At 47.6% G+C, this 23,237-nt stretch carries 23 protein-coding genes; 14 read left to right on the top strand and 9 right to left on the bottom strand.

The window, feature by feature from the left end; translation table 11 throughout:
* Positions 1-5 precede the first annotated feature (5 nt).
* Positions 6-536 carry a DUF7935 family protein gene (locus AC1DXC_RS19740; RefSeq protein ID WP_477460898.1) on the bottom strand — a complete coding sequence of 177 codons (531 nt, stop codon included), beginning with the start codon at positions 534-536 and terminating at the stop codon, positions 6-8.
* Between the two features lie 94 nt (positions 537-630).
* Between AC1DXC_RS19740 and AC1DXC_RS19735 the strand changes: the two genes are divergently transcribed.
* Positions 631-984 carry a HesB/IscA family protein gene (locus tag AC1DXC_RS19735; RefSeq protein ID WP_477460897.1) on the top strand — a complete coding sequence of 118 codons (354 nt, stop codon included), beginning with the start codon at positions 631-633 and terminating at the stop codon, positions 982-984.
* A gap of 54 nt (positions 985-1,038) precedes the next feature.
* Here the strand turns inward: AC1DXC_RS19735 and AC1DXC_RS19730 are convergent, their stop codons facing one another.
* Together AC1DXC_RS19730 and AC1DXC_RS19725 are read right to left on the bottom strand one after the other, a co-directional pair.
* Positions 1,039-1,779: a TlpA family protein disulfide reductase gene (locus AC1DXC_RS19730; RefSeq protein ID WP_477460896.1), complete on the bottom strand. Its 741-nt coding sequence runs from the start codon at positions 1,777-1,779 to the stop codon at positions 1,039-1,041.
* A 58-nt stretch (positions 1,780-1,837) separates the two neighbouring features.
* The gene (locus tag AC1DXC_RS19725) at positions 1,838-2,560 is read right to left on the bottom strand and encodes a TlpA family protein disulfide reductase (RefSeq protein ID WP_477460895.1); all 723 of its coding nucleotides are present in this window, start codon (positions 2,558-2,560) and stop codon (positions 1,838-1,840) included.
* A 146-nt stretch (positions 2,561-2,706) separates the two neighbouring features.
* Between AC1DXC_RS19725 and AC1DXC_RS19720 the strand changes: the two genes are divergently transcribed.
* The gene (locus AC1DXC_RS19720; RefSeq protein ID WP_477460894.1) at positions 2,707-3,945 is read left to right on the top strand and encodes an ABC transporter permease; all 1,239 of its coding nucleotides are present in this window, start codon (positions 2,707-2,709) and stop codon (positions 3,943-3,945) included.
* A gap of 182 nt (positions 3,946-4,127) precedes the next feature.
* On the opposite strand, the gene AC1DXC_RS19715 is transcribed toward AC1DXC_RS19720, so the two are convergent.
* The 4 genes from AC1DXC_RS19715 to AC1DXC_RS19700 form a co-directional block, all read right to left on the bottom strand.
* Complete coding sequence (locus AC1DXC_RS19715; protein ID WP_477460893.1) at positions 4,128-4,871, bottom strand: tyrosine-protein phosphatase; 744 nt, start codon at positions 4,869-4,871, stop codon at positions 4,128-4,130.
* A gap of 3 nt (positions 4,872-4,874) precedes the next feature.
* Positions 4,875-5,927 carry a dTDP-glucose 4,6-dehydratase gene (gene rfbB / locus AC1DXC_RS19710; RefSeq protein WP_477460892.1) on the bottom strand — a complete coding sequence of 351 codons (1,053 nt, stop codon included), beginning with the start codon at positions 5,925-5,927 and terminating at the stop codon, positions 4,875-4,877.
* 64 nt (positions 5,928-5,991) lie between these two features.
* Entirely contained in the window at positions 5,992-7,011 is a 1,020-nt protein-coding gene (gene galE, locus AC1DXC_RS19705; protein WP_477460891.1) for a UDP-glucose 4-epimerase GalE, read from the bottom strand.
* A gap of 65 nt (positions 7,012-7,076) precedes the next feature.
* Positions 7,077-8,069 (bottom strand): UDP-glucuronic acid decarboxylase family protein, encoded by a 993-nt coding sequence (locus AC1DXC_RS19700; protein WP_477460890.1) that lies wholly within the window; start codon positions 8,067-8,069, stop codon positions 7,077-7,079.
* Positions 8,070-8,158: 89 nt separating this feature from the next.
* On the opposite strand from AC1DXC_RS19700, the gene AC1DXC_RS19695 reads away from it, so the two are divergent.
* Positions 8,159-9,421, top strand: coding sequence for a 3-deoxy-D-manno-octulosonic acid transferase (locus AC1DXC_RS19695; protein ID WP_477460889.1), 1,263 nt, complete (start codon positions 8,159-8,161; stop codon positions 9,419-9,421).
* Here AC1DXC_RS19695 and AC1DXC_RS19690 read toward each other — a convergent pair.
* Positions 9,405-9,722 (bottom strand): hypothetical protein, encoded by a 318-nt coding sequence (locus AC1DXC_RS19690; RefSeq protein ID WP_477460888.1) that lies wholly within the window; start codon positions 9,720-9,722, stop codon positions 9,405-9,407. The two genes, AC1DXC_RS19695 and AC1DXC_RS19690, sit on opposite strands and share 17 nt — an antisense overlap.
* A gap of 296 nt (positions 9,723-10,018) precedes the next feature.
* Here AC1DXC_RS19690 and AC1DXC_RS19685 point away from each other — a divergent pair, with 296 nt between their 5' ends.
* From AC1DXC_RS19685 to hemH, 10 genes are all read left to right on the top strand, one after another.
* Positions 10,019-10,837, top strand: a complete 819-nt coding sequence (locus AC1DXC_RS19685; RefSeq protein ID WP_477460887.1) for an alpha/beta fold hydrolase — start codon at positions 10,019-10,021, stop codon at positions 10,835-10,837.
* Entirely contained in the window at positions 10,834-11,460 is a 627-nt protein-coding gene (locus tag AC1DXC_RS19680; protein ID WP_477460886.1) for a 1-acyl-sn-glycerol-3-phosphate acyltransferase, read from the top strand. The genes AC1DXC_RS19685 and AC1DXC_RS19680 overlap by 4 nt, the downstream gene beginning before the upstream one ends.
* A 2-nt stretch (positions 11,461-11,462) precedes the next feature.
* Positions 11,463-12,092: a 1-acyl-sn-glycerol-3-phosphate acyltransferase gene (locus AC1DXC_RS19675; protein WP_477460885.1), complete on the top strand. Its 630-nt coding sequence runs from the start codon at positions 11,463-11,465 to the stop codon at positions 12,090-12,092.
* A complete protein-coding gene (locus AC1DXC_RS19670) occupies positions 12,089-13,183 on the top strand; it encodes a glycosyltransferase family 2 protein (protein ID WP_477460884.1) in 1,095 nt (364 codons plus the stop codon). Before AC1DXC_RS19675 ends, AC1DXC_RS19670 begins: the two co-directional genes overlap by 4 nt.
* A complete protein-coding gene (locus AC1DXC_RS19665) occupies positions 13,156-13,803 on the top strand; it encodes a carotenoid biosynthesis protein (RefSeq protein WP_477460883.1) in 648 nt (215 codons plus the stop codon). Before AC1DXC_RS19670 ends, AC1DXC_RS19665 begins: the two co-directional genes overlap by 28 nt.
* Positions 13,804-14,233: 430 nt before the next feature.
* Positions 14,234-15,085 carry a 4-hydroxy-3-methylbut-2-enyl diphosphate reductase gene (locus AC1DXC_RS19660; RefSeq protein WP_477460882.1) on the top strand — a complete coding sequence of 284 codons (852 nt, stop codon included), beginning with the start codon at positions 14,234-14,236 and terminating at the stop codon, positions 15,083-15,085.
* Between the two features lie 8 nt (positions 15,086-15,093).
* The gene (locus AC1DXC_RS19655) at positions 15,094-15,597 is read left to right on the top strand and encodes a WG repeat-containing protein (RefSeq protein WP_477460881.1); all 504 of its coding nucleotides are present in this window, start codon (positions 15,094-15,096) and stop codon (positions 15,595-15,597) included.
* Between the two features lie 40 nt (positions 15,598-15,637).
* Positions 15,638-16,366, top strand: coding sequence for a fatty acid desaturase (locus AC1DXC_RS19650; RefSeq protein ID WP_477460880.1), 729 nt, complete (start codon positions 15,638-15,640; stop codon positions 16,364-16,366).
* A 112-nt stretch (positions 16,367-16,478) separates the two neighbouring features.
* A complete protein-coding gene (locus tag AC1DXC_RS19645; protein ID WP_477460879.1) occupies positions 16,479-17,045 on the top strand; it encodes a hypothetical protein in 567 nt (188 codons plus the stop codon).
* A 205-nt stretch (positions 17,046-17,250) separates the two neighbouring features.
* The gene (gene hemH, locus AC1DXC_RS19640; protein ID WP_477460878.1) at positions 17,251-18,270 is read left to right on the top strand and encodes a ferrochelatase; all 1,020 of its coding nucleotides are present in this window, start codon (positions 17,251-17,253) and stop codon (positions 18,268-18,270) included.
* A gap of 216 nt (positions 18,271-18,486) precedes the next feature.
* On the opposite strand, the gene crtD is transcribed toward hemH, so the two are convergent.
* Complete coding sequence (crtD, locus tag AC1DXC_RS19635; protein ID WP_477460877.1) at positions 18,487-19,968, bottom strand: 1-hydroxycarotenoid 3,4-desaturase CrtD; 1,482 nt, start codon at positions 19,966-19,968, stop codon at positions 18,487-18,489.
* A gap of 375 nt (positions 19,969-20,343) precedes the next feature.
* Here crtD and AC1DXC_RS19630 point away from each other — a divergent pair, with 375 nt between their 5' ends.
* Positions 20,344-23,082 (top strand): DUF5695 domain-containing protein, encoded by a 2,739-nt coding sequence (locus AC1DXC_RS19630; RefSeq protein WP_477460876.1) that lies wholly within the window; start codon positions 20,344-20,346, stop codon positions 23,080-23,082.
* Positions 23,083-23,237 lie beyond the last annotated feature (155 nt).

Below are 23,237 nucleotides of genomic sequence, written 5' to 3'. Positions count from 1 at the left end.
AGTGGTTAAAATAAATCCTCCAGATCCTGCCTCAACAGCGTGATGGCGATATCATAAGGGTTATCCTCCAGTTTGCTGAGGTGATTAAGGGTAATGCGGCCCAGATCCAGCCCGTTGGCACCTTCCGGCAGGGCTTTTACGGCACTGTTCACCACGGCAAGGGTGTCTTCTTTTACGCGTTTGATAACGGCCCAGGCACGCTCGGTTACATAAATTTGCTGGGTTACGTTGTGCTGATACTCGTTGCGTATCTCGTTTACGATGATGATGTGTACTTCGGCCGCCGGCATTTGGTTTGCGCCAAGGCGGATGAGCATATTGGCAGGGTTTACCCGCTCAACAAACAACACCAACCGCTCGTAGGCTTGCAACCTAAGCGGCAGCGTTTGCGCGCTTAAGCCTTTTTTTAGTTCGAGCGTTTGCAGGGTTTGGCTTTTTTCCAGGTAAGGTTTAAACAGGTAAAAGGCTACATATACCACGCCAATGCCGGCTACGGTATATTTTAATATGGCCATTAAAGTGCTGTAAAGATCCATGGTTTTTAAATGTTAGGCAGAGGTCATAAATAATACGACGGCTGCAAAAATCCGCATTTTACCTTATATTTGTGTAGTTAATCATAAAAATAAGATGAGTGCCATTGCTGAAACCATGATTGCCCCCGTAACGTTTACGCCGGGTGCCGTAAAAGAACTTTTTAAACTGAGGGATCAGCAAGAGCTGAACAACGATTTTGGCTTGCGTATTGGCGTTGAAGGCGGCGGCTGCTCGGGTATGAGCTATGTGCTGGGTTTCGACCAGAAAAAAGACGGCGACCAGGAGTACATTATTGATGGCTTGGTTGTGTTTATGCACAAAGCGCATGGCTTGTATTTAGCGGGCATGCAGATAGATTTCCAGAACGGCCTGAACGCCCGCGGGTTTACTTTCAATAACCCTAATGCTGCCAGCACTTGCGGTTGCGGCACATCCTTCTCGGTGTAATCGACCCCTTTTATATATTGTACTTGGCCCCATCCTCAAAAAGGATGGGGTTTTTTATTTGAGCAAAGCCTTTATTTCTTCGGTTTTGATATCTTTTATGGTGCGGTCTATCCAAAGCGGAACCATGCCATTGTTATACCCCTGGCTTTGGAAAGCGATATTCCCTTTTGGGCTTATCACCAGGTTTACCGGGCATTCCTTTACACCGTAAAAGCTGAAGTAGGCTTCTGCATCGCCAATTACATTGTATTTAAAGGGCGATACTTTTAAAAAACGTTGCAGGTCCTCTTTTTTATCGATGCTTAGTGCTAAAAAAACTACGTTCTTGTCGTTTTTATATTTATCTGCAAGGATATTCAGTTCGGGCATTTCGTACCGGCATGGCGGGCAGGCTATAAACCAAAAACTTACCACCACAATTTTGCCCTTCAGATCTTCGCCTGCAATCAGTTTGCCGTTCACGTTCGTCATGTTCAGGAATATCATATGATTCCCTTTCTTAAAAAACAAAGTAGATTTTGGCACACCGATAGCCGCGAGCCCTTTTGAGGTATCCCTGAGTGTGAGTACAAAGGCGGTGCTGTCGCTTTCGGCATCAACGGGCTTTAATTGGTAATTGCCGGTGGCTATCAACCTGCTCCAATCGGAGTATTCATATTTCAAGCCATTAGCGCTGGTTACCACCGTGTTCTGGTTAAAGCCGTACTCTTCTGCAGGTTTGGTAAGCGTGGTTTGCGCGTACGCGCAAAAATGGGTCAGTAACGCGAGGCATGGCAGCAGTATATATCGTTTCATGTAAAAATTCGCTTTGAGGTAAAAGGCAAAAAAATGCGGTTTTGCGCCTGGGCTATGGTTAATTTTCGGCCTTCGCCTGCGCGATGGCTTTTTTGAGAGACAAAAGGCTACCGGTGCCGTAGCCGCTGGAACTGAAACGGGTGATGCCATTTTTATCTATCACTACATTGGTAGGGTAGCTGGCAACGCCATAGCGATTGCAATCATCACGGGCATCGTAAATTTGACGGTAGCTGAACGGCGTAGCTTTTAGGAAATCTTTTACCTCGTATTTTAGGTCGGTACTGAAACCGATAAATACCACGTCGGGGTTGTCGGCCACCAGTTGGTTAAGTTCGGGTATTTCCTGCTGGCAGGGCGCACAGGCGATAAACCAAAAATTCAATACCACAACTTTCCCCTGGAGTGTTTTGAAATCTACCTTTTGGCCGTTTACGTCGCGGGCGTTGAACAATTCCTTTTTCTGGCCGATAGGGAAAGCGGGGCTGGGCGGCAGCGCGGGCATTGAGTTATTGCGGCGTTCTTTGTCCTCGGCGGTCATCTTTACGAGGGTAAGTGTATCGGCATCCCTGCTCTTTCCCCGTAACATATAGTCGCCCGATGTGACCAGTTTTTGCCATGCTGCGTAAGGGTATATTGTACCGGCAGAATCTTTTATTACCTTGCTCTCCATATCCGCGCGCGACGTTGTTACCACGCGGGTTACGGATGTGGTTTGTTGTGCAGCAGCTTGCAGCACACATACAACAATGATTGTTAAAAGCAATAAGTATTTTTTCATGATGGCGAATGTTGATGATAACGAAAGTACGGCTTGTATGGCAGCCCTGCAATACGCAATAATTATCTGTTTTATTAATTTGCCTGCTTGTAACAAATTGCGCCGTACCATAGTCAAAAGCAAACGAGTCTTTTTAAAACTATCCCATGCCGGTAAAAACTACCTACAGAGAAAACATAGCTATAGCCTTACAATCCATCGCAGGCAACAGGCTGCGCACATCGCTTACGGCGTTGATTATTGCCATAGGCATTACCGCGCTGGTAGGGATTTTGACTTCTATTGAAGGGATAAAACAGGTAACGAACGATGCCTTCGCGGGGCTGGGTGCCAACTCGTTCACTATACAAAACCGCGGATCGGGCATCAGCTTCGGTAACGGCGGGCACCGCAAGCGTTATCCCGCCATTGCCTACCAGGAAGCCGAACGCTTTCAGAAGCTGTTTAAGCTGCCTGTGCGCATCAGTATAGATTTTACGGTAACCGGTACCGCTATAGCCAAATACGAAAGCATAAAGACCAACCCCAACCTGCAAGTTATCGGCAGCAACGAGAACTATCTGGCTATAAAGGGGCATAAGCTGGCATTGGGCCGCAACTTTTCGGCCTCCGAAATAGATCACGGTACCAACGTGGTAATTATTGGCGATGAGCTGAAGAACAAGCTTTTCCCCAAAACCGACCCCATCAACAAAACCATATTGCTGGGCAGCAGCAAATTCAGAATTATAGGCGTTATTGCTGCTAAAGGCGCCAATAGTTTTGGCGGCGACAGATTCTGCATTATACCGGTGCAAAAGGCCCGGCAGATAGCACAAAGCAACAAACCATCGTTTTCTATCACGGTAAATGTTGCCGGCCCGGAAGCGCTGGATGCTACTATAGGCGAGGCTACATCGCTGTTCAGAAACGTGCGCAGCCTGCACCTGGGGCAGGATGATAACTTCGAGATATTCCGTGCCGACTCCATACAAGCCGAACTGATGAATAACCTTGGCTACGTAACCATAGCGGGCTTCGCGATAGCCTTTATTACACTTATAGGAGCTGCCATAGGTCTCATGAATATCATGCTGGTATCGGTAACAGAACGTACGCGCGAAATTGGCCTGCGCAAGGCCATCGGCGCAACGCCATCGGTAATACGCAAGCAATTTTTGATAGAAGCTATCGTAATATGCCTGTTGGGCGGCATCGGCGGCATCATACTGGGTATATTGGGCGGCAACCTCATAGCGGTATCCATCAGCGGTACGTTCATCGTGCCATGGCTGTGGCTCTTCGTGGCCATTATGCTTTGTACCACTATCGGTTTATCATCGGGTTACTACCCGGCAAAAAAAGCAGCCCGATTGGATCCGGTTGAAGCGCTGCGATACGAATAGAGTTAAGAATCAAGAGACAAGATTCAAGACAGAATAGGAATTGCGACGGCCAGGAATCAAGAAAACGGCATGGTTGCCAAACATACATTATAGCAAAACGGGAATATAAGCTTAGCTCTATTCCCGTTCCTATTTTATATCTTAACTCTTGAATCTTGTCTCTTGATTCTCCCCTCTAGCCTCTAAAAAAGCAACTTATTCTTCAGCGGATAATCTTTCAATAGTTTTTCTACGTAATCGGTAGTGAGGGCATCTTCGAAAGCCTGGGCGTGACGCGGGTGGTGCATATCGCTCGATATAAAATCTACAATCTGGTTATCTACCATATCCTCGGCCATTTTTTTCGTTGGCTTGCCATAGTAGCCCGTAAGCGAGATGGTGTTTATCTGCAAGGCGCAGCCCCAACTGCGTATCATCATCATGCGTTCTATGTCCATATAGGCATATCGCTCCGGGTGGGCCAGGATAGGCTTGTAGCCGGCATCGCGCATTTTTTGGATGGTTTGGATAATGTTTGGCGGCTCATTGATGAAAGATAGCTCGAACAGTACATAATTATCTGCGCCCATCGTCATCAGGCTGCGCTCTTCTATCCGCTTTTCAAAGGTTTCGTCGAAGTAATGCTCTGCAGCGGCCTCAACGGGGATATCGATGTTTTGGTTTATCAATTCGGCCTTCAATACGGCAAGGGCATTCATGATGCTGTCGCGGTCGTTGCGGTAATAATCAACCATAACGTGCGGCGTGGCAATTACTTTTTTGATGCCAAGCTCTATCATTTTTTTGATGAGCACTACAGATTCCTCCGGCGTTTGCGCGCCATCGTCAATCCCCGGCAGTACATGCGAGTGCATATCTACCACAATAGGCCCATAGTCGAGCGTCCGTACTTTCTTTACTTCCTTTTTCTTGAATAATCCAAACATCCTTTAACGGTTATTATATTGGTCGCTGTAATACTCCTGGTAATGGCCCGATGTTACATCGCTCAGCCATGCCTCATTGGCCAGGTACCAGTCAACGGTTTTTTCCAGCCCCTCCTCAAAAGTGATGGATGGTTCCCAGCCAAGTTCGTTTTTTAATTTGGTAGCGTCAATAGCGTAACGCAGATCGTGCCCCGCGCGGTCGGTAACATAGGTAATCAGTTTAGCCGATTCGCCCTCCTCGCGGTCCAGTTTTTTATCTAATATACTACAAAGTAATTTAATCAGGTCGATATTTTTCCACTCGTTGTGGCCGCCAATGTTATAAGTAGTGCCGGTAGCCGCATTATGGAATATTACGTCTATAGCGCGGGCATGATCTTCTACCCACAGCCAATCGCGTATGTTCTCGCCTTTGCCATAAACCGGCACGGGTTTTTGTTGTTTTATATTGTTGATAGCCAGCGGTATCAGCTTCTCTGGGAAGTGAAACGAACCGTAGTTGTTGCTACAGTTAGATATAACAGTTGGCAAGCCGTAAGTGTCATAGTAGGCGCGCACAAAATGATCCGAGCTTGCCTTGGATGCCGAATACGGGGAATGCGGGTCGTAGGCGGTAGTTTCTGTAAACATATCGGTATCGCCCAGGGTGCCGTAAACCTCATCGGTAGATACATGGTAAAAACGTTTAGATGCATAATCATCTTTCCATATGGTTTTTGCGGCGTTGAGCAGGTTAACAGTACCCACTACGTTGGTCATCACAAATTCCAGCGGGTTGGTAATGGAGCGGTCCACGTGCGATTCTGCAGCCAAATGTATCACCGCGTCGGGCTGCTCTATCTCGAACAGGTTACTGATGTAAGCCAGATCCACGATATCGCCTTTCACGAAACGGTAGTTAGGCTCGTTTTCGATATCCTTCAGGTTGGCCAGGTTGCCTGCATAAGTAAGCTTATCCAGGTTTACAATTTGGTACTGCGGGTACGTTTTTACAAAACGGCGCACTACGTGCGATCCTATAAAGCCTGCGCCACCGGTAATGATAATTTTTTTCATCTGAAAGCTTTTTCAATTGAGGGCTCAGCCAGCTTGCGGCAGGGGCCTATCTTAAAATTGTGTATTATAATGGGTTTTCTGCCAGGTACTTTTCCCAGGCCCAGGCGGAGGACATCATGACGTTGATATCCAACTCTGTTTTCCAGTTAAGCTTGTTGGTAGATTTGGTAACATCACCCCAAACCTGTTCTACATCGCCGGCGCGCGCCGGGCCGATCTGGTAGTTGAGTTTTACACCGGTGCTGCTTTCGAAAGCTTTGATCACTTCCAGTACCGATGTGCCTGTACCCGTGCCGATATTGAACATATCGTAGCCTTTAAAGCTCTCCTTTTCTGCCAGCTTTAGGGCGGCAACATGCGCCTTTCCCAAATCTACTACGTGGATATAATCGCGTATGTTACTGCCGTCCGGTGTGTTGTATTGATCGCCGAATACAGTAAGCTTTTCGCGTTTGCCAATGGCTGTTTGGGTAATGAAGGGCACCAGGTTTTGCGGCACGCCGATGGGTAGTTCGCCTATCAGTGCGCTGTCATGTGCGCCAACCGGGTTAAAATACCTTAGCGATATTATTTTATATACGCTGCCCGCAGCAATCACATCCTGCAATATCTCTTCGGCTATTTGCTTGGTGTTGCCATAGGGCGATTGCGCCGCTTTTACGGGCGCATCTTCGGTAACCGGCAAAACATCGGGCTGGCCATAAACGGTACAGCTTGATGAAAATACAAAATTCAGCGCTTTGCCTTCATAGGCATTCAGTACGTTTATGAGCGAGAAGAAATTGTTGCGATAGTATTTCAGCGGTTCCCTTACCGATTCGCCAACGGCTTTGAAAGCCGCAAAGTGGATAATGCCGCCAACCTCCGGCTCTTGCCGGGCAAAATCTTTTACGGCAGCGTCGTCGCAAAGGTCCAGTTTGTAAAAAGCGGGTTTGTAGCCGATGATTTTGGCGAGTTGATCTAATATCTTGATGTTGGAGTTAGAGAGGTCATCTATAATTACTGGTTCGTAACCTGCATTTACCAGCTCCACTACGGTATGCGAGCCTATGAAACCTAAACCTCCTGTAACTAATATTTTCATGTATAAGGCTTTTGTATGTATTGAGCAAGGCCCGTATTGCCAAAACATTACGGGCCTTGTCTTTATTATTTATTATAGGTTGTAAAATCTTTGTGTTCCACTTTTTCTATCACATCCTGCGGGAGCGATTTAAAATATTCATAAGTAATCTTGAGGCCTTCCTCGCGCGATACCTTAGGTTCCCAGCCTAAAATTGCGCGGGCCTTGGTAATATCGGGGCGGCGTTGTTTGGGGTCGTCCATCGGCAGGTCTTTATAAACCATTTTTTGAGAGGTACCGGTAAGCTTGATGATCTCTTCGCCGAACTCCTTGATGGTTATTTCGCTTGGGTTGCCAATGTTCATGGGCTGCGCGTAATCGCTAAAGAGCAAGCGGTAAATGCCTTCGATCAAATCGCTTACGTAGCAGAACGAGCGGGTTTGCGAACCATCGCCAAATACGGTTAAATCTTCGCCGCGGATAGCCTGGCCTATGAATGCAGGCAGCACGCGGCCATCATTAAGGCGCATACGCGGGCCGTAGGTGTTGAATATACGCACGATGCGGGTTTCCAAACCATGGAAGGTGTGGTAGGCCATGGTGATAGATTCCTGGAAACGCTTGGCCTCGTCATACACGCCGCGCGGGCCAACGGTGTTTACGTTGCCCCAGTATTCTTCGGGCTGCGGGTTCACGTTTGGGTCGCCATAAATTTCTGAGGTAGATGCGATAAGCATCCGGGCGTTTTTATGTTTGGCCAAACCCAGCAGGTTATGCGTACCCAAAGAGCCTACTTTTAAGGTTTGGATAGGTATCTTAAGGTAATCTATCGGGCTTGCAGGCGAGGCGAAGTGCAGGATGTAATCCAGTTCGCCGGCTACATATACGAAGGTAGATACATCGTGATTGTAAAACTCGAAGTTCTCCAGCTTGAACAGGTGCTCAATGTTGCGCAGGTCGCCTGTGATAAGGTTATCCATCGCAATAACATGAAAATCTTCGCTGATAAACCTGTCGCACAAATGCGAACCCAGGAAGCCGGCTGCACCGGTAATTAAGATACGTTTACGCTTTGCCATCAATATTATTTTATTTGTTGTGTTTTAAAAACCCCGTTGCCAATGTGTTACGGGAGATGATAAGGGCAATATAGCACGAACTTGCATTTATGTTGTTACTTTTACTGCCCGACGAAGATAATAATTACGATCTTAAAATGCTTCTACTATATAACTTTGGAATCACTTTATACTATTGCCTGCTATATATTGTGTCCATTTTTAATAATAAAGCAAAATTGTGGATAAAAGGACGGCAACGCCAACAGGTACAGCCCCTGCCAGCGAGCGTCTGGTTCCATTTTGCATCGCTGGGCGAGTTTGAGCAAGGCAGGCCTGTGTTGGAGCGGATGCGGCAGTTATATCCCGGGAAGCCTATCGTTATTACTTTTTTTTCGCCCTCAGGTTACGAGGTGCGCAAGAACACACCGCTTGCGGATGCCGTTTATTACCTGCCGTTGGACACCCACCGCAATGCCCGAAAATTTGTGGAAGCCATAAAGCCCGAGATGGCTATTTTTACCAAATACGAGTATTGGTACCATTATTTTAACCGGTTGCATCAACAGCACGTGCCGCTGTACATCATATCCGGCATATTCAGGCCGGGGCAGGTGTTTTTTAAATGGTATGGCGGCTTGCACAGCAGGATGCTGAAAATGGTAACCTGGTTTTTTGTGCAGGATGCAGACAGTAAGCACTTGCTGCAGGGGCTGGGCAAATCGAATATAACAATCAGCGGCGATACCCGGTTTGATAGGGTTTGGGCCAATGCGCAACAACCAAAAGAGCTGCCTGAGATTGCCGCCTTTAAGGGCGACGCAAAGCTATTTGTTGCAGGCAGCACCTGGCCGGCCGACGAAAAACTGCTTGCAGCTTTGATAGCTAAATACCCTGGCTGGAAATTCATCATAGCCCCGCACGAGATTGGGAAGGATAAAATCGGCCATGTGCTGAGCCTCTTGCCAAAGGAATCAAGCATCCGGTACTCCGAAATCTCAAATCTCAAATATCACGTCTCAAATCTTGTCATCGATAACATTGGTATGCTTTCGTCGCTTTACCAGTATGCGGATATTGCTTACATCGGCGGCGGCTTCGGCGCAGGTATTCACAATACGCTGGAGGCCGCCGCATTCGGTATGCCGGTGATATTCGGCCCGAAGTATGATAAATTCAAAGAGGCTAAGGATATGATCGCTCTGGAGGCCGCCTTTAGCATCAACAGTGAGGAGGAGTTATTGAGTACGGCGGACAGTTTGATGGACGATGAGATATTCCGTTACCGAACGAGCAGGACCGCAAAAAAATACGTGGAGGATCATATTGGGGCAACGGAGGCTATTGTGAAATATATTAAGGAGAAGCATTGATGGGCGTTTCGGCCGGTTTGTTTCTTTCCACCGCTTCCATATAATCATACAGGATATTGTAATTATCCAGTTCCTTGCCTTTAAGCACGTCGGTATAGATAAAGACAGGGCTTCCATAGCACCAATTGTGCCACCAAAACCTGATTTTGCCCCACCAGGATTTTGGACGCAGCGTTTCGGGGTTGTGAAGGATAACAATTATAGCACCCTCGATGAGTGTTAAATTATACACATCAGCCCATTTAATAACTCTTTTGCGGTAGCGGTCATCAATTCCTTCCTCACTTATTTCAAGGAGCACCTTTGTTTTGAAAGAAAAAAACCGGTAAAAAACTATAGACCCACTAATGAGGTAAACTAACAAAGCCATAAACCAAAACCAATCAAACCCAGGCTTATAAAGTTTTAGGCAGGGTAACGCCGTCAAAATTATAAAGGGAACTAATACTTTGTAATTAAGGTACCTGCTATTGTAAATTTTGATGTTGTCCATTGATTTAGTATAAAGGTAGATGTTTGGTTCGGTTGAATTGTAAATTTTCTTACCCGTAGAGAAGCTAATATTGTGTCTCTACAATTTTCCTTAATATTGCCGCCATGGGTTTTCTGGATATCCCCGGCTTGGGCAAGGCACATTATCATGAATACGGCAGCGGCACCAAACCCCTGCTGGCTTTTCATGGGTACGGGATGACGGGCAGGCAGTTCCATGTGCTGGAGAAATCCATCCTGAAAGAATACCACGTTTTCGGTTTCGACCATTTTTTTCATGGCGAAAGCAAAGTTGAAGGCTGGAGCGAGGCTCAAATCGTTGCCGGTATGCCCAAAGCTATGGTAAAAGCCTACGCCGAAGAATGGTTTAAGGCCCGTGGCCGGCAGCGTTTCTCGGTGATGGGCTATTCCATCGGGGCCAATATCGCGCTGCTATTGCTTGAAGAATACGCCGACCTGATAGACGAAGTTATACTGATGGCACCTGATGGGTTATCGGTTTACAAGGGCTTCGATTTCCTTACCAATAAACCGGTTGGCAGGCTGTTTTTTAAAACAGTTACCAAAAGCAAATGGTTGGCACCGGGATTAATCAAAGCACTCAAAAAAATAGGTTTTATAGATGAGAGCCTCTTCAACATCGCCTATAATGAGATTGATACCGAACAAAAACGGCAGGATGTATATTATACCCTAAACCTCATCCGCTTGCTAAAACCCGATATCGCCAAAGTTGCACAATTGATTAACCGGCACCATATCAAATGCCGCCTGATATTCGGCAAGAGCGATAACCTGTTCCCTATGAAAGCTGCGATGCCATTTATAGGTGCATTAGATAACCCTGAAGTGCATGAAGTACCCCTGGGCCATTGGCTGGTGGTGAAGCAATTGGACGAGTATTTAGTAAATTTACCGCAATGATAGCCGCCCGCCGCAAAAAATTCCTGGCTGATGCCTTTGCCAAATACATGTATTACCGCATGCGCAAGGCTTTTAACAGGCTGGAGGTGGTGAACATGATACAGCCGAAGTCAGGCCACTCGGTACTGCTGCTGTGCAACCACTTCGGCTGGTGGGACGGGCTTTGGGCCAACTACCTGGCCTATTGGCACCTTAAACGTAAATCGTACATCATGATGCAGGAAGACCACCTGCAAGCACGCATGTGGCTAAACCATTGCGGGGCGTTCTCCATCAGCCGCAGCTCGCGCGAGATGATTAAATCCCTGCAGCATGCGGCCGATATTCTGAACGATGCCGAAAACATGGTCATCGTTTTCCCGCAGGGCGAACTCATCTCCAACCATACTGATGTAATCAAGGTAGAGAAAGGTATCGAGCGGCTCATCAAAAACATCAAAGGTCCTTGCCATATTATCTATAACTGCGCATTGATAGAGTATTTCGAGAGCCTGAAGCCATCGGTGTACTTCCACCTGCTGGATTTGGGCGTGGCCGGAGAATTGAGCTTCGAAGAACTTACGGAGAAGATAAACACTTTCCACCGGCAGGCCTTGAAGGATCAGGTAAACGTATCGCATTAACCATGATCTACCCAAAAAAGAACCTCTTGATGAAATGGATTTTCGACACCTACGTAAAGTGGCAGGTGGGCAAAACTTTCCATGAGTTTTTTTATAACAGGGTGGAGCTGGATAGCAGCAAATCTGTACTGCTGGTAGCAAACCACTTCAGTTTTTGGGATGGGCTGATACTATATATATTGAACGACGGGTTGCTGCACAAGAAATTCCATGTGATGATACTGGAAGATACTGCAAAGCGCGAGGGTATGCTGCGCTACGCCGGGGCGTTCTCGGTAAGCAAAAATTCCCGCGATATTCTGCAATCTTTGGACTATGCAGCCCAATTACTGGATGAGCCCGGTAACCTGGTGCTGATGTTTCCGCAGGGGAAGCTGTACTCAAACTTTGTTGAGAAGGTGAATTTTGAGCAGGGCCTGCTCAAAATCATCAAAAAAGCCGAAGGGAAATACCAGCTATTGTTTGCTGCAACTTTTATTCAGTACTTTAAACATAAAAAGCCCTCGGTAACTGTTTACTTAAAAACCGATAACCAGATCTATGCCGATAAAACCATCGATGCGCTGCAAAGCGCTTACCAACAGCACTACGAGGCAAGCAAATTACGCCAAACCGAAATCGATATAAAGTGATTATAGTCCTGCTTATTGTTTTCACGTTTTTGATACTGCGCTTTACGGTAACCCTGTTCAATTTCCTCTCGAACCCGAAACTGCCGCGCATAGGCAAGCATTATGCCGATAAGGTTTCTATCCTGATACCTGCCCGCAATGAGGCTGAAGACATTGTGTCGCTGCTTACTTCCATCCATCAACAAGATTACGGTAATTATGAAGTACTAATACTGGACGATAATTCTACAGACGACACCTATAAAGTTTGCGCTGCTTTTTGCGCAAAACACCCTGGTTTTAGTGTAATTAAAGGCAAGGCCCTGCCTGCAGGCTGGCTTGGCAAAAACTACGCCTGCCACCAATTGGCGCAACATGCCACAGGAGATTATTATTTGTTTTTGGATGCCGACGAACAGGTGCAAAACGGACTCATCAACAGCGCGGTGCACCGTATGAAACTGCGCGGCCTGGCACTGCTTAGCCTGTTTACCAACCAAACCATGCGCAGCGCGGGCGAAGAAATGGTGGTGCCGCTGATGCATTACATCCTTTTAAACCTTTTGCCCCTGCGATTAGTCTACCTGCTAAAAACCGCGGCCCTATCTGCCGCCAGCGGGCAGTTCATGTTATTTGATGCTGCCGGTTACAAACAATACCAATGGCACCAAATGGTAAAAAACAAAGTGGTAGAAGATGTGGAGATAATGAAACTGGTAAAAGCAACCAAACTAAACGGTGAAGCCCTGCTGGCCAACGGCATGATCAGCTGCCGCATGTATAAAGGGTATAACGAAGCCATTAATGGCTTCGGCAAGAATTTTTTGGCGGCTTTCAATTATAACATCATTGGCTTTTTGATATACCTGCTACTCATCATCGGCGGGCCGGCCATCATCATAATGACCATGAACCTCAATTTAATATTTATTATGCTGGGCCTGATACTGCTGGGCAGGGTGATGATATCCTTATCCGCAGGGCAAAACGCTTTAACGAATTTATTTTTGCACCCGGTACAAATGTTTAGCTTGCTACTTATCGGCATTACCTCAATACAAAAACACCTTAGCAAAACCACCGAATGGAAAGGCCGAAAAATCTCAGTATAAGTCCGCGTACGGCCATCATCGTTATTATCTTGTTCCACGTTGTGGGCCTGGTGGGCTTGTTGGTGCCTTTTACGCGTCCTTTATTTTTGCAGATAGTGCCTTGGCACATCCTGCTGATGCTGTTGGTTATCATACTGGCGCATAAGAATTTTGACGAAAAATTCCTCTCGTTTATGGTCCTGGTTTTCGTATCCGGCATTGTGTTGGAATGGATTGGCGTACACAAAAAATGGGTTTTCGGCGATTATGCGTACGGCAAAACACTTGGCGTTAAAATATTGGATATCCCCCTCACCATCGGCATCAATTGGTTTTTGCTTATTTATGGCGCTGGGGTTACCATGCAGCGCAGCCGGCTAAAAAGCATAACGGCCCGGGTAGTAGCCGGCGCATTGCTGCTGGTATTGCTTGATCTGTTGATAGAACCCGTAGCCACCCGCTTTGATTACTGGCATTGGACAGGCAACATCATCCCCTTTAAAAATTACTATTGCTGGTTTTTGGTAAGCGCTGCGATGCTTTTCGTGTTCGAGAAGTTCGGCTTTAAAAAGCAAGGCATTGCCGCGCCGGTGCTGCTGGCAACGGAATTTGTGTTTTTTGGGGTGCTGGTGATTGTCTGAACCGTTGATTTTTCGTTGATAATTTGTTTTTAACTTGCACTCAAGAGGGCTACGCCGTTTTAATGATTTTTAGATTTCGTTGATACGTGGTCTGCCAGGTAGTTCTTTAATCAAGATTCAAACTTCAGCGGAATCATTTAATCATTAAAATCAGCGGTTCAGAAATTGCGCCAGGGAAAGGGTTTAGCCCGAAGGGCCGGAGCGCAGCGCAGCCCTGCAAAGCCCAGCCCGAAGGGGGCGCCATTATTATTTGTCTGAACTCTAATTTAGGGAATTGAAAGAATTTGTCTAAACTCGAATTTTATGGAATTAAAAGAATTTCCAGAATTCTAAAACAAACCTTCGAAGTAGGGATTCCCTTCCAACCTTCCAACTTTTTAACCTTTCCAACTTTCCCCAACTAAAATAAATACCGTAAATTTGCCATCAAATGGGTGATTATCAATTAAAGGTTACGATAGATCAGGACTCGGGCTTTTGCTTCGGGGTGGTGTATGCTATAGATATGGCCGAGGAGATACTGGCCGAGGATGGCTATTTGTATTGCCTGGGCGATATTGTGCACAACGATGAAGAGGTTGACCGCCTGAAGGCCCTGGGTCTGCGCATTATAGAACATGCCGACCTGGTAGGTTTGCACGATGAAAAGGTGCTTATTCGCGCACACGGCGAAGCACCCGAAACCTATAAAATTGCTTTAGAAAACAACATTACCCTGATAGATGCCAGCTGCCCGGTGGTGCTTAAGCTGCAAAATCGCATCAAAACATCGTACGATAACAACGAGAAGATACTCATATTTGGCAAGCATGGCCATGCGGAAGTAGTGGGCCTTGAGGGCCAAACCAATGGCAACGCGCTGGTTTTTCAGGACATTAGCGAACTGGATAACGCCGACCTGCCCGCCAATTTTACCCTATATAGCCAAACCACCAAAAGCATGGAGAAATTTTACCATGTAAAGGATGAACTGCTGAGCCGTGGTTACGAGGTGAAAGCAAACGATACCATTTGCCGCCAGGTAAGCAACCGCGATAAGGATTTGCCCGCCTTTGTGGCCAGGTTTGATAAAATCGTGTTCGTATCGGGCAAAAAATCGAGCAACGGCAAGGTGCTTTACGAGGTTTGCCGCAAGCATAATCCTAATACTTATTTTATATCGAGCGTGAGCGAGCTGGACAAGAACATGTTTGCCCCAGGCGATAAGGTAGGCATTGCCGGCGCCACATCGAGCCCCATGTGGCTGATGCAGATGGTAAAAGCCGAGCTCGAAACCTACTAAATCATCCTATGAAAAAGGCGCTAATCATTGTTTTACTTTTTTTAAGCGCCTGCCGGCAAAAGCATGATGCAAACGATTACCTCTACAAGATTGCCGACACTGCCGATAATTACGGCTATGTAAATGCCAAAGGCGATACCCTTATCCCCATGGGCAAATACCCCATGTGCTTTACAGACACCTTTAAAACCTTCGCGGTAGTTACCGACCCGCAGACAGGCTTCGTGGCGATAGATCGTAACCAAAAAATATTATATAAGGTGTTCCCTTTCGATAACGGACCCGACTATATCTCGGATGGATATTTCCGCATTGAGGATGGCGATAAAATTGGTTATGCCGATACCACCGGCAAGGTGGCCATTGCAGCCAGGTTCGGCTGCGCATTCCCTTTTGAACACGGCAGGGCAAAAGTGAGCGACAGTTGCAAAACCATTGCCGACGGCGAACACTCCACCTGGCAAAGCGATAACTGGTATTATATAGATAAAACCGGCAAACGCGTTAAATAAGGAACGGGTTTTGCACAGCGTTAGCTCAGATTCATCTCCCTTGGAAAAAGCACCATCATATACCGGTTTATTAGTAGCCCTGTTGGTTATCGGCAGCTGGGTTAGCAGCACTTTGTTACTGATGCAATGGCAGGTTGATTTCGCAAATCCGCTACTATACTTGTTTATCTTGGTGCAGATGCACTTGTACACCGGCTTATTCATCACCGCGCACGATGCTATGCACGGCACGGTTGCGCCAAACAAGGCCATCAACAACCTGGTGGGTTACATCTGCACCTTTCTTTATGCCGCTTTTTTGTACCCGCAGCTTTATACCAAGCACCACAAACACCACAGCCATGTACATACGGCGGGTGACCCGGACTACCACAACGGCAACTTTTTTGCATGGTACGTGCAATTCATCCGTAATTACCTCTCCATCTGGCAAATTGTGGCGATGGCCATCCTTTTCAATATATTTAAGTTAGGGGTGCCTCAGCCCAACCTTATTATGTTTTGGGTAGTACCATCGCTATTGAGCACCTTGCAGTTATTTTACTTCGGTACTTACCTGCCGCATAAAGGCGAGCATGATAACAAGCACCAAAGCCGCAGCCAGCACCGCAACCATTTCCTGGCTTTTTTTAGTTGCTATTTCTTCGGCTATCATTACGAGCATCATGATGCGCCATGGGTGCCGTGGTGGAAGTTGTGGCGAAGCCCGGCACCTTCTGGAGCCTCACCTAAATCCTCTCCAAAGGAGAGGACTTTAAAAACAGTATAGAGAACCCTCTCCTTTGGAGAGGGCAGGGTGAGGCTTCTTCAAAGTTTCCAGTTCAGAAGGCAGAGGGGATAAAATCCTTCCTTTAATCCATTATTAATCATAGCTTTATACCATGGACAGGTATGAAATATTAAACGAATTAGCGCCTCCAGGGGCAACATATTTCTCGGCAGCACCGCATAATGAGCGTTTTTCGCCGGAGGATGATGACACGGTGGACCTTGTTGTGCGTTTTTATAAAAAAGATGGTACCGCCTGGGTGGCTAATTTTGAAGCCGGCGATGGTTGGGATGAAGTGGCAGAGCTACCCGGAACCAGCAATATATTCGTATTGGCCGGCGGCCAATGTTACCTGGTGAACCCGGAGTCGGAACAGCCTGTAAGCAAATTTGGCGGAGACTATGACGACGTGCTTTATAACGCCGACGGCAGGCTTGTGCTTGCCGGAAGAAACGGGCTGGCCGTTGTGGAAGCAAACGGGCAGCATTGGCTATCGGAAAAGTTCTCCCTGGGCGGCTTAGAGAACCTGGCGCTAAAAAACAACATCCTTACCGGGCAGGCTATTGACGGGCTGCCCGGATCAAAAAAGGGGCTGCCTTTTAGTTATAATATTGATACAAGGGTACTGAACGGCGGAATCTATAAAGAATTTATAAAACCATGGTGGAAGTTCTGGTAATCCCCAGCGCCACCCCCCCACCCCCTGAAGGGGGAGCTTTTGATTAACATAGTTAAAATAAAGGACTCTCTCCTTTGGAGAGGGCAGGGTGAGGCTTCTTCGGCGACCAGCCATCCAAATATGATCCTTATCATTAATTTGTAATTTGTCCTCTCTGTAATGAGGCGCAGCTATAAATTATCTTATTTTTGCTGACTTTTAAATTATGGCGAAAAAGGGAGTTTTACTGGTAAATCTGGGTACGCCGGATAGTCCTTCTACTGCGGATGTACGCAAATACCTCGATGAATTTTTGATGGACCCAAGGGTGATAGATGTGAATGCAGCACTGCGTACATTTTTGGTGAAAGCCATTATCGTTCCTTTTAGGGCACCAAAATCCGCTAAATTGTACAAGGCCATCTGGGACGATAAAACCGGCTCGCCATTGAAGCATTACAGCATGTTGCAACAGCAAGCCCTGCAGAAACGCCTTGGTGATGGCTATATGGTAGAGCTGGCTATGCGCTACCAAAGCCCCTCTATCGAATCGGCATTGGCGCGCTTGAAAGAAGCGCTGGTGAGCGAGATACAGGTTATCGCCTTGTTCCCGCAATATGCATCGGCTAGTACAGGGTCTGTGCACGAGAAAGTGATGCGCATCGTAAAAGAATGGCAAACCGTGCCTGATATTACTTTCACTAACTCGTTCCACGATAATGAGCTGATGATTGAAACCTTTGCAGACAATGCCGCTAAACATCAGCCCGAAACATACGACCATATCCTGTTCAGTTTCCACGGCCTACCGCAACGCCAGCTGATGAAATGCGATCATACCGGTAATTATTGCCTAAAGGTGGAAGGCTGCTGCAACACCCTGAACGATACCAATAAATTCTGCTACTCGGCACAATCGTACGATACGGCGCGCCTCATTGCAGCCAAGATGAATTTGCCCAAGGATAAATATACGGTGTGTTTCCAAAGCCGCCTCGGCAGCGACCCATGGGTACAACCCTATACCAGCGAGGTAATTAAACAGATGGCCGCCGAAGGCAAAAAACGCCTGCTGGTATTTTGCCCCGCCTTCGTAGCCGACTGCCTCGAAACCGTTTACGAAGTTACTACCGAGTATGGCGACGAGTTCAAAGCCTTAGGCGGCGAGCACGTACAACTGGTAGAAAGTTTGAATGCAGAGCCGAAGTGGATTGATGCATTGGAAAAGATGGTGCTGGAAGGGTAGAAAGAATCAAGAACCAAGACACAAGAAAGAAGATGAAAAAGCGCGGCTCATAACCGATTTGTCATTGCGAGCGAAGCGTGGCAACCTCATAGGACATTCGGTTACGCAAAGAAAGCTATGTATGCCGGCTCGTCCTATGAGATTGCCGCGTCGCCCCACCTCTCAGCCCCGCGCCGCTCCTCGCAGTGACACGATGGTTATGCAGTGACACGATGGTTATGCAGGGTTCGCAATCATCTCACTCACTATCTTCGCCGATAGCAAACAAAGCGGTATCCCCCCGCCCGGGTGCACGCTACCACCGCAAAAATATAAACCACTAATTTTCGATGATTTATTGGCATGCCGTAAAAACGCTGCAAACCGGCTATTGCTGCTGGTGCCGTAAATAGAGCCTTTGTATGACGATGTTTTGCTTTCGATGCTACGTGGATCTAAAATGCTTTCGCATGCGATTAAGCCGATAACATCCTCGCCCAGGATTTTGGAAAGCTTTTGTAGGATGCTTTGCCGGGCATCATCTACCTGTTTATCCCAATCCTGCCCCTTATTGGCAGGGACGTTAATCATCACGAACCAGTTCTCGCAACCATCGGGGGCATCGGCCGGATTCAGCTTCGAGCTGATATTGATGTAAACGGTAGGGTCGTGGTATATGTCCTGCTCCTGCCAGATGTGGTTGAACTCTGCCCGGTAATCGGCACTAAAAAATATGTTGTGCAGGTCAAGTTGCGGGAATGCCTTTTTAATCCCCCAATAAAATATCAATGCCGAACTGCTCCGTTCCTGTCCCAATATCCGCTCAGGATGCAAGTCCGGATGTTTTTGCAAAAGGGTTTTGTATGTAGGCCAAATATCCATGTTGGATACTACCATATCCCCGACGATATTCTCGCCCCGCACCCTTATGCCTTTTGCTATTTTATTGATGATCACTATCTCATCTGCCCTGGCATTATAGCGGAACTTTACGCCCAGCTCCTCAGCCAGCTTTACCAATGATTGCGTGATGCTGTACATACCGCCCTCGGGGAAATACGCACCGAAGTGATGCTCCAGATGCGGGATAACGTTCAGCGTGGCGGGGGCCTGGTAGGGGTTAGAGCCATTGTAAGTGGCGTACCTGTCGAAGAATTGCACTACGCGATTATCTTTAAAGTAGGCTTCATTGGCTTTATGCATGGTACGCATGGCATCTATTTTTGGCAGCCTGAAAATGGAACGGAGCGTATCCCAACGGGCAAAGGTTTGCAGTCGGTGCAACGAACGCTCCAAAAAAACATGGCTGGTAATGTTGTAGATATCTGCACTATTGGCCAGGTATTTCAATATGTTCGCCGAAGGCTCGCCCGTGGCGTGGTTAATTTCCCCGGCAAATTCCTGTGTATCGGCATAGGCCTTTATGCGCGTGCCATCCTCGTAGAAGTAATTACAAACCGCATCCAACTTTTGATAGCGGAAGTAGTCGGCAGGATTTTTACCGGCTAGCGTAAACAGCTCATCGATGTATTGCGGCATGGTAAGCAGGCTCGGCCCGGCATCGAAGCGGTAGCCTTTCAGCTCGATTTCTGATAGCTTCCCACCTGGATAGGCGTTCGCCTCAAAAACCTCCACCCCATAGCCTTTAACCGCCAGGCGGATGGCAACAGCAATGCCTGCAATACCCGCACCAATAATAATCGCTTTTTTTTGAGGCATGGCGGTAAAGGTAGTACCACATTCACAGCTATGCAATTAAATCCCCAAATCGCATAAATCTGTTTAACGGCGAAGCCCTCTTGAACGCCATTAAAAACAATTATCTGGTGAAAAATCCCTGTTTATTTGCGAGCTTTGGCAAATAAAAAGCATAAACGCTTAGCGGGTTACCTGCATGGCAGCATCATACTGCTGATTATTACAACGTTCCGGATAATATATCTTTAGTTTGTGCATTTGAAACAAATTATCCCAATTTTGCCAAAAATTGCTTGGTGGCAGGATAATATACTGCCATAATCAGGCAAATTACAAGCATTTTCTGCGCAATAATCTCATACATTTACTTCAGCGAACTTAGCGTTCGCGTGTAATATGCAAACCAACATTCGTAGTGCCTGCCGTTTATCCGTAGTCTTCTTTTTTATGTTGACGCTATTTAGCGTTTCGCCATCCCGCGCACAGGACCCGTGGAAGAACCTCGAGAAAAGGCCATCTACGCTGCATTTAGAAAAAGGGCTGTTAACAATCAACACGCCGGCCTTCCGCCTAAAGCTGGTCAAAGCATCGCAAACCGTTGCTGCGCTCGAGCCCAATACCGAAAAAGATTTTGATTTTACCCCCTCCGCCCGCCTTGCCCAGCGCAGCAGCAATGGCCTATATCACCTGGGAGATATCAACCTGCGCCTTAAAAGCGCGGGCGATACCGCATGGACCAGCTACTCCACTGCCGCTAACCGTGCGGATGTACTTCCATTCCAAACTGAAGACCCCCGCCTGCTTGAGGCTGCCGACCTTTCGCCTACGCTTCCGGCCAACATCCCGCTGCAAGTGCGACGTTACTGGCAAGTGGTAAAGGGCAACCTGGTGCTGTTATTCAAGTTGAAAAACAACAGTAAGCGCGCCGTGGAGATCGGCTCGCTGGGTATGCCCATGATATTCAATAATATCTTACAAGGCGAAGAACTTGAACAGGCTCACGCCCGCAATGTATTTTACGACCCATACATTGGCCGCGATGCCGGCTATTTACAAGCAACCCGCCTCAGCGGGAAGGGGCCTGCCCTGCTGGTGCTGCCTTATGGCAAATCGCCTTTTGAGGCGTACAACCCGTTGCTTGCCGACCCAACCCCGAAAGGAATAGATTTTGAGGGCTTTTACGAGTGGATGGTGCACAGCAAGGCCTACGCCGAAAACGAATGGAAAAAAGCCGAACCGTGGAATAAGCCAACATCCGTAATAGTGAAACCCGGGCAAACCGTTGAATATGGCGTTCAGTTTGTGTTGTCGCCTACCATCAAAGGCATCGAACAAACACTCATCGCGCAGCATCGCCCCGTTGCGGTAGGCATACCGGGGTACGTATTGCCGCAAGGTACCGATGCCACACTATTTTTAAACTATGGCAAAAAAGTAAAGGCATTAACCGTAGAACCTGCAGGCGTCCTAAGCATTACGCCTACAACTGCCGAAAACAAGGCGCTGCAAGCCTATAACGTAAAAGGCTTGCAATGGGGTCGCGCACGGTTAACCATCACCTATACCGATGGGTTAAGCCAAACCATCAGCTATAAAGTAATAAAACCGGAACGCGAACTGGTGAAGGATTTCGGCCATTTCCTGACCACCGAACAATGGTTTAACAAGCCCGACACCTTCCACCGAAACCCATCGGTAATTACGTACGATTACGACAAAAAACAACAGGTTACCCAGGATAGCCGCGTTTGGATTGCCGGCCTTAGCGATGAGGGCGGAGCGGGTAGTTGGCTGGGGGCTATGATGAAACAACTGGTGCAACCCGATAAAGCCGAAATTGCCAAACTGCAGGAGTTTGTGAACCACACCCTGTTCGGCAATATACAGCACGCCGAAGGACCACAAAAATACGGGGTGAAGAAAAGCGTATTTTACTATCAGCCCGACAGTATCCCCAAAGGCACTTACAGCGACAGCCTCAACTGGAAAACATGGGCGGCCTGGAGCCATCAAGCTGCCAATGATGTGGGTCGCTCTTATAATTATCCGCACGTTACCGCCGCGCATTGGGTAATGTACCGGCTGGCGCGCAATTATACCGGCCTGGTTACGCAGGGCGACTGGCAATTCTACCTCAACAATTCCTACGAAACCGCCATGGCCATGGTAAAACAGGCACCGTACTACGCGCAGTTCGGGCAGATGGAGGGAACGATATATTACCTTTTGCTGATGGACCTGAAAGCCGAGGGCTGGAGCGATAAGGCTCTCTCGCTGGAAACCGAAATGCGCAAGCGCGCCGAGCACTGGCATACGCTGCAATACCCCTTCGGTAGTGAGATGCCATGGGATAGTACCGGGCAGGAAGAAGTGTATAACTGGTCGGCTTACTTTGGGTACACCGATAAAGCCGAGATAACCATCAACGCCATATTGGGTTATATGCCAACCGTACCGCATTGGGGCTATAACGGTTCGGCACGCCGTTATTGGGATTTTTTATACGGCGGCAAGCTCTCGCGCATCGAACGGCAGCTGCACCACTACGGCTCAGGACTGAACGCCATCCCGGTACTAAGCGAGTACCGCAAGCACCCCACGGATCTCTACTTGTTGCGCGTAGGTTACGGCGGCTTGATGGGGTCGATAGCTAATATTACGCAGGATGGCTTTGGCCCCGCGGCCTTCCACTCCTACCCATCCACCCTCAAAATTGACGGCCTCTCGGGCGATTACGGCCCTAACTTTTTTGGCTATGCCGTAAACACCGCAACCTATATCACGCATGATACTAACTTTGGCTGGCTGGCATTTGGTGGGACCCTTAGCCGCGCTAAGGATATCGTCAAGGTTGATATTACCACGGCCTCCGCATCGCGGGTATTTATCGCCCCGGCTGGCCTTTGGCTCACGCTGGATGCCGGTACTTTTAAAAGCATTAACTACAATCTTGCTACAGGCAAGGTGCTGCTAACCTTGAACGCAGCCGATGGGTATACGCCAAAGGCCTATTTACGCATACAGCAAACTATAAAAGGAGAGGTGTATAAACCGGCGGGGAATTTAGTGATGGAGCGTGGGGCCTATGTTGTTCTGTTGGGGGATACCGGAAAGACAGTAACGTTGGTTAGATAACGCCGATTGTCACGAAACAATAAAAAACAATGTCATTTCGAACCCCGAAGCGCGGGTTGAGCGCAGGCGGGTGAGAAAACTTATGCGGCAAGCAATTGCACTTTGCATATCAATTTGCTTAGTCGCCGGCTGCACGTAGAAGATTTCTCTTCGCG

This window comes from Mucilaginibacter sp. P2_D11, from assembly GCF_056404435.1.
The sequence above is the reverse complement of the archived record's forward strand: the minus strand, read 5'-3'. Positions and strand labels throughout refer to the sequence as shown.

What these genes read in the sequence shown, in the direction of transcription:
- AC1DXC_RS19740 (WP_477460898.1), bottom strand. Translation starts at nt 536, where the DNA reads ATGGATCTTTACAGCACTTTAATGGCCATATTAAAATATACCGTAGCC.
- AC1DXC_RS19735 (WP_477460897.1), top strand. Translation starts at nt 631, where the DNA reads ATGAGTGCCATTGCTGAAACCATGATTGCCCCCGTAACGTTTACGCCG.
- AC1DXC_RS19730 (WP_477460896.1), bottom strand. Translation starts at nt 1,779, where the DNA reads ATGAAACGATATATACTGCTGCCATGCCTCGCGTTACTGACCCATTTT.
- AC1DXC_RS19725 (WP_477460895.1), bottom strand. Translation starts at nt 2,560, where the DNA reads ATGAAAAAATACTTATTGCTTTTAACAATCATTGTTGTATGTGTGCTG.
- AC1DXC_RS19720 (WP_477460894.1), top strand. Translation starts at nt 2,707, where the DNA reads ATGCCGGTAAAAACTACCTACAGAGAAAACATAGCTATAGCCTTACAA.
- AC1DXC_RS19715 (WP_477460893.1), bottom strand. Translation starts at nt 4,871, where the DNA reads ATGTTTGGATTATTCAAGAAAAAGGAAGTAAAGAAAGTACGGACGCTC.
- rfbB (WP_477460892.1), bottom strand. Translation starts at nt 5,927, where the DNA reads ATGAAAAAAATTATCATTACCGGTGGCGCAGGCTTTATAGGATCGCAC.
- galE (WP_477460891.1), bottom strand. Translation starts at nt 7,011, where the DNA reads ATGAAAATATTAGTTACAGGAGGTTTAGGTTTCATAGGCTCGCATACC.
- AC1DXC_RS19700 (WP_477460890.1), bottom strand. Translation starts at nt 8,069, where the DNA reads ATGGCAAAGCGTAAACGTATCTTAATTACCGGTGCAGCCGGCTTCCTG.
- AC1DXC_RS19695 (WP_477460889.1), top strand. Translation starts at nt 8,159, where the DNA reads ATGTTGTTACTTTTACTGCCCGACGAAGATAATAATTACGATCTTAAA.
- AC1DXC_RS19685 (WP_477460887.1), top strand. Translation starts at nt 10,019, where the DNA reads ATGGGTTTTCTGGATATCCCCGGCTTGGGCAAGGCACATTATCATGAA.
- AC1DXC_RS19680 (WP_477460886.1), top strand. Translation starts at nt 10,834, where the DNA reads ATGATAGCCGCCCGCCGCAAAAAATTCCTGGCTGATGCCTTTGCCAAA.
- AC1DXC_RS19675 (WP_477460885.1), top strand. Translation starts at nt 11,463, where the DNA reads ATGATCTACCCAAAAAAGAACCTCTTGATGAAATGGATTTTCGACACC.
- AC1DXC_RS19665 (WP_477460883.1), top strand. Translation starts at nt 13,156, where the DNA reads ATGGAAAGGCCGAAAAATCTCAGTATAAGTCCGCGTACGGCCATCATC.
- AC1DXC_RS19660 (WP_477460882.1), top strand. Translation starts at nt 14,234, where the DNA reads ATGGGTGATTATCAATTAAAGGTTACGATAGATCAGGACTCGGGCTTT.
- AC1DXC_RS19655 (WP_477460881.1), top strand. Translation starts at nt 15,094, where the DNA reads ATGAAAAAGGCGCTAATCATTGTTTTACTTTTTTTAAGCGCCTGCCGG.
- AC1DXC_RS19645 (WP_477460879.1), top strand. Translation starts at nt 16,479, where the DNA reads ATGGACAGGTATGAAATATTAAACGAATTAGCGCCTCCAGGGGCAACA.
- hemH (WP_477460878.1), top strand. Translation starts at nt 17,251, where the DNA reads ATGGCGAAAAAGGGAGTTTTACTGGTAAATCTGGGTACGCCGGATAGT.
- crtD (WP_477460877.1), bottom strand. Translation starts at nt 19,968, where the DNA reads ATGCCTCAAAAAAAAGCGATTATTATTGGTGCGGGTATTGCAGGCATT.
- AC1DXC_RS19630 (WP_477460876.1), top strand. Translation starts at nt 20,344, where the DNA reads ATGCAAACCAACATTCGTAGTGCCTGCCGTTTATCCGTAGTCTTCTTT.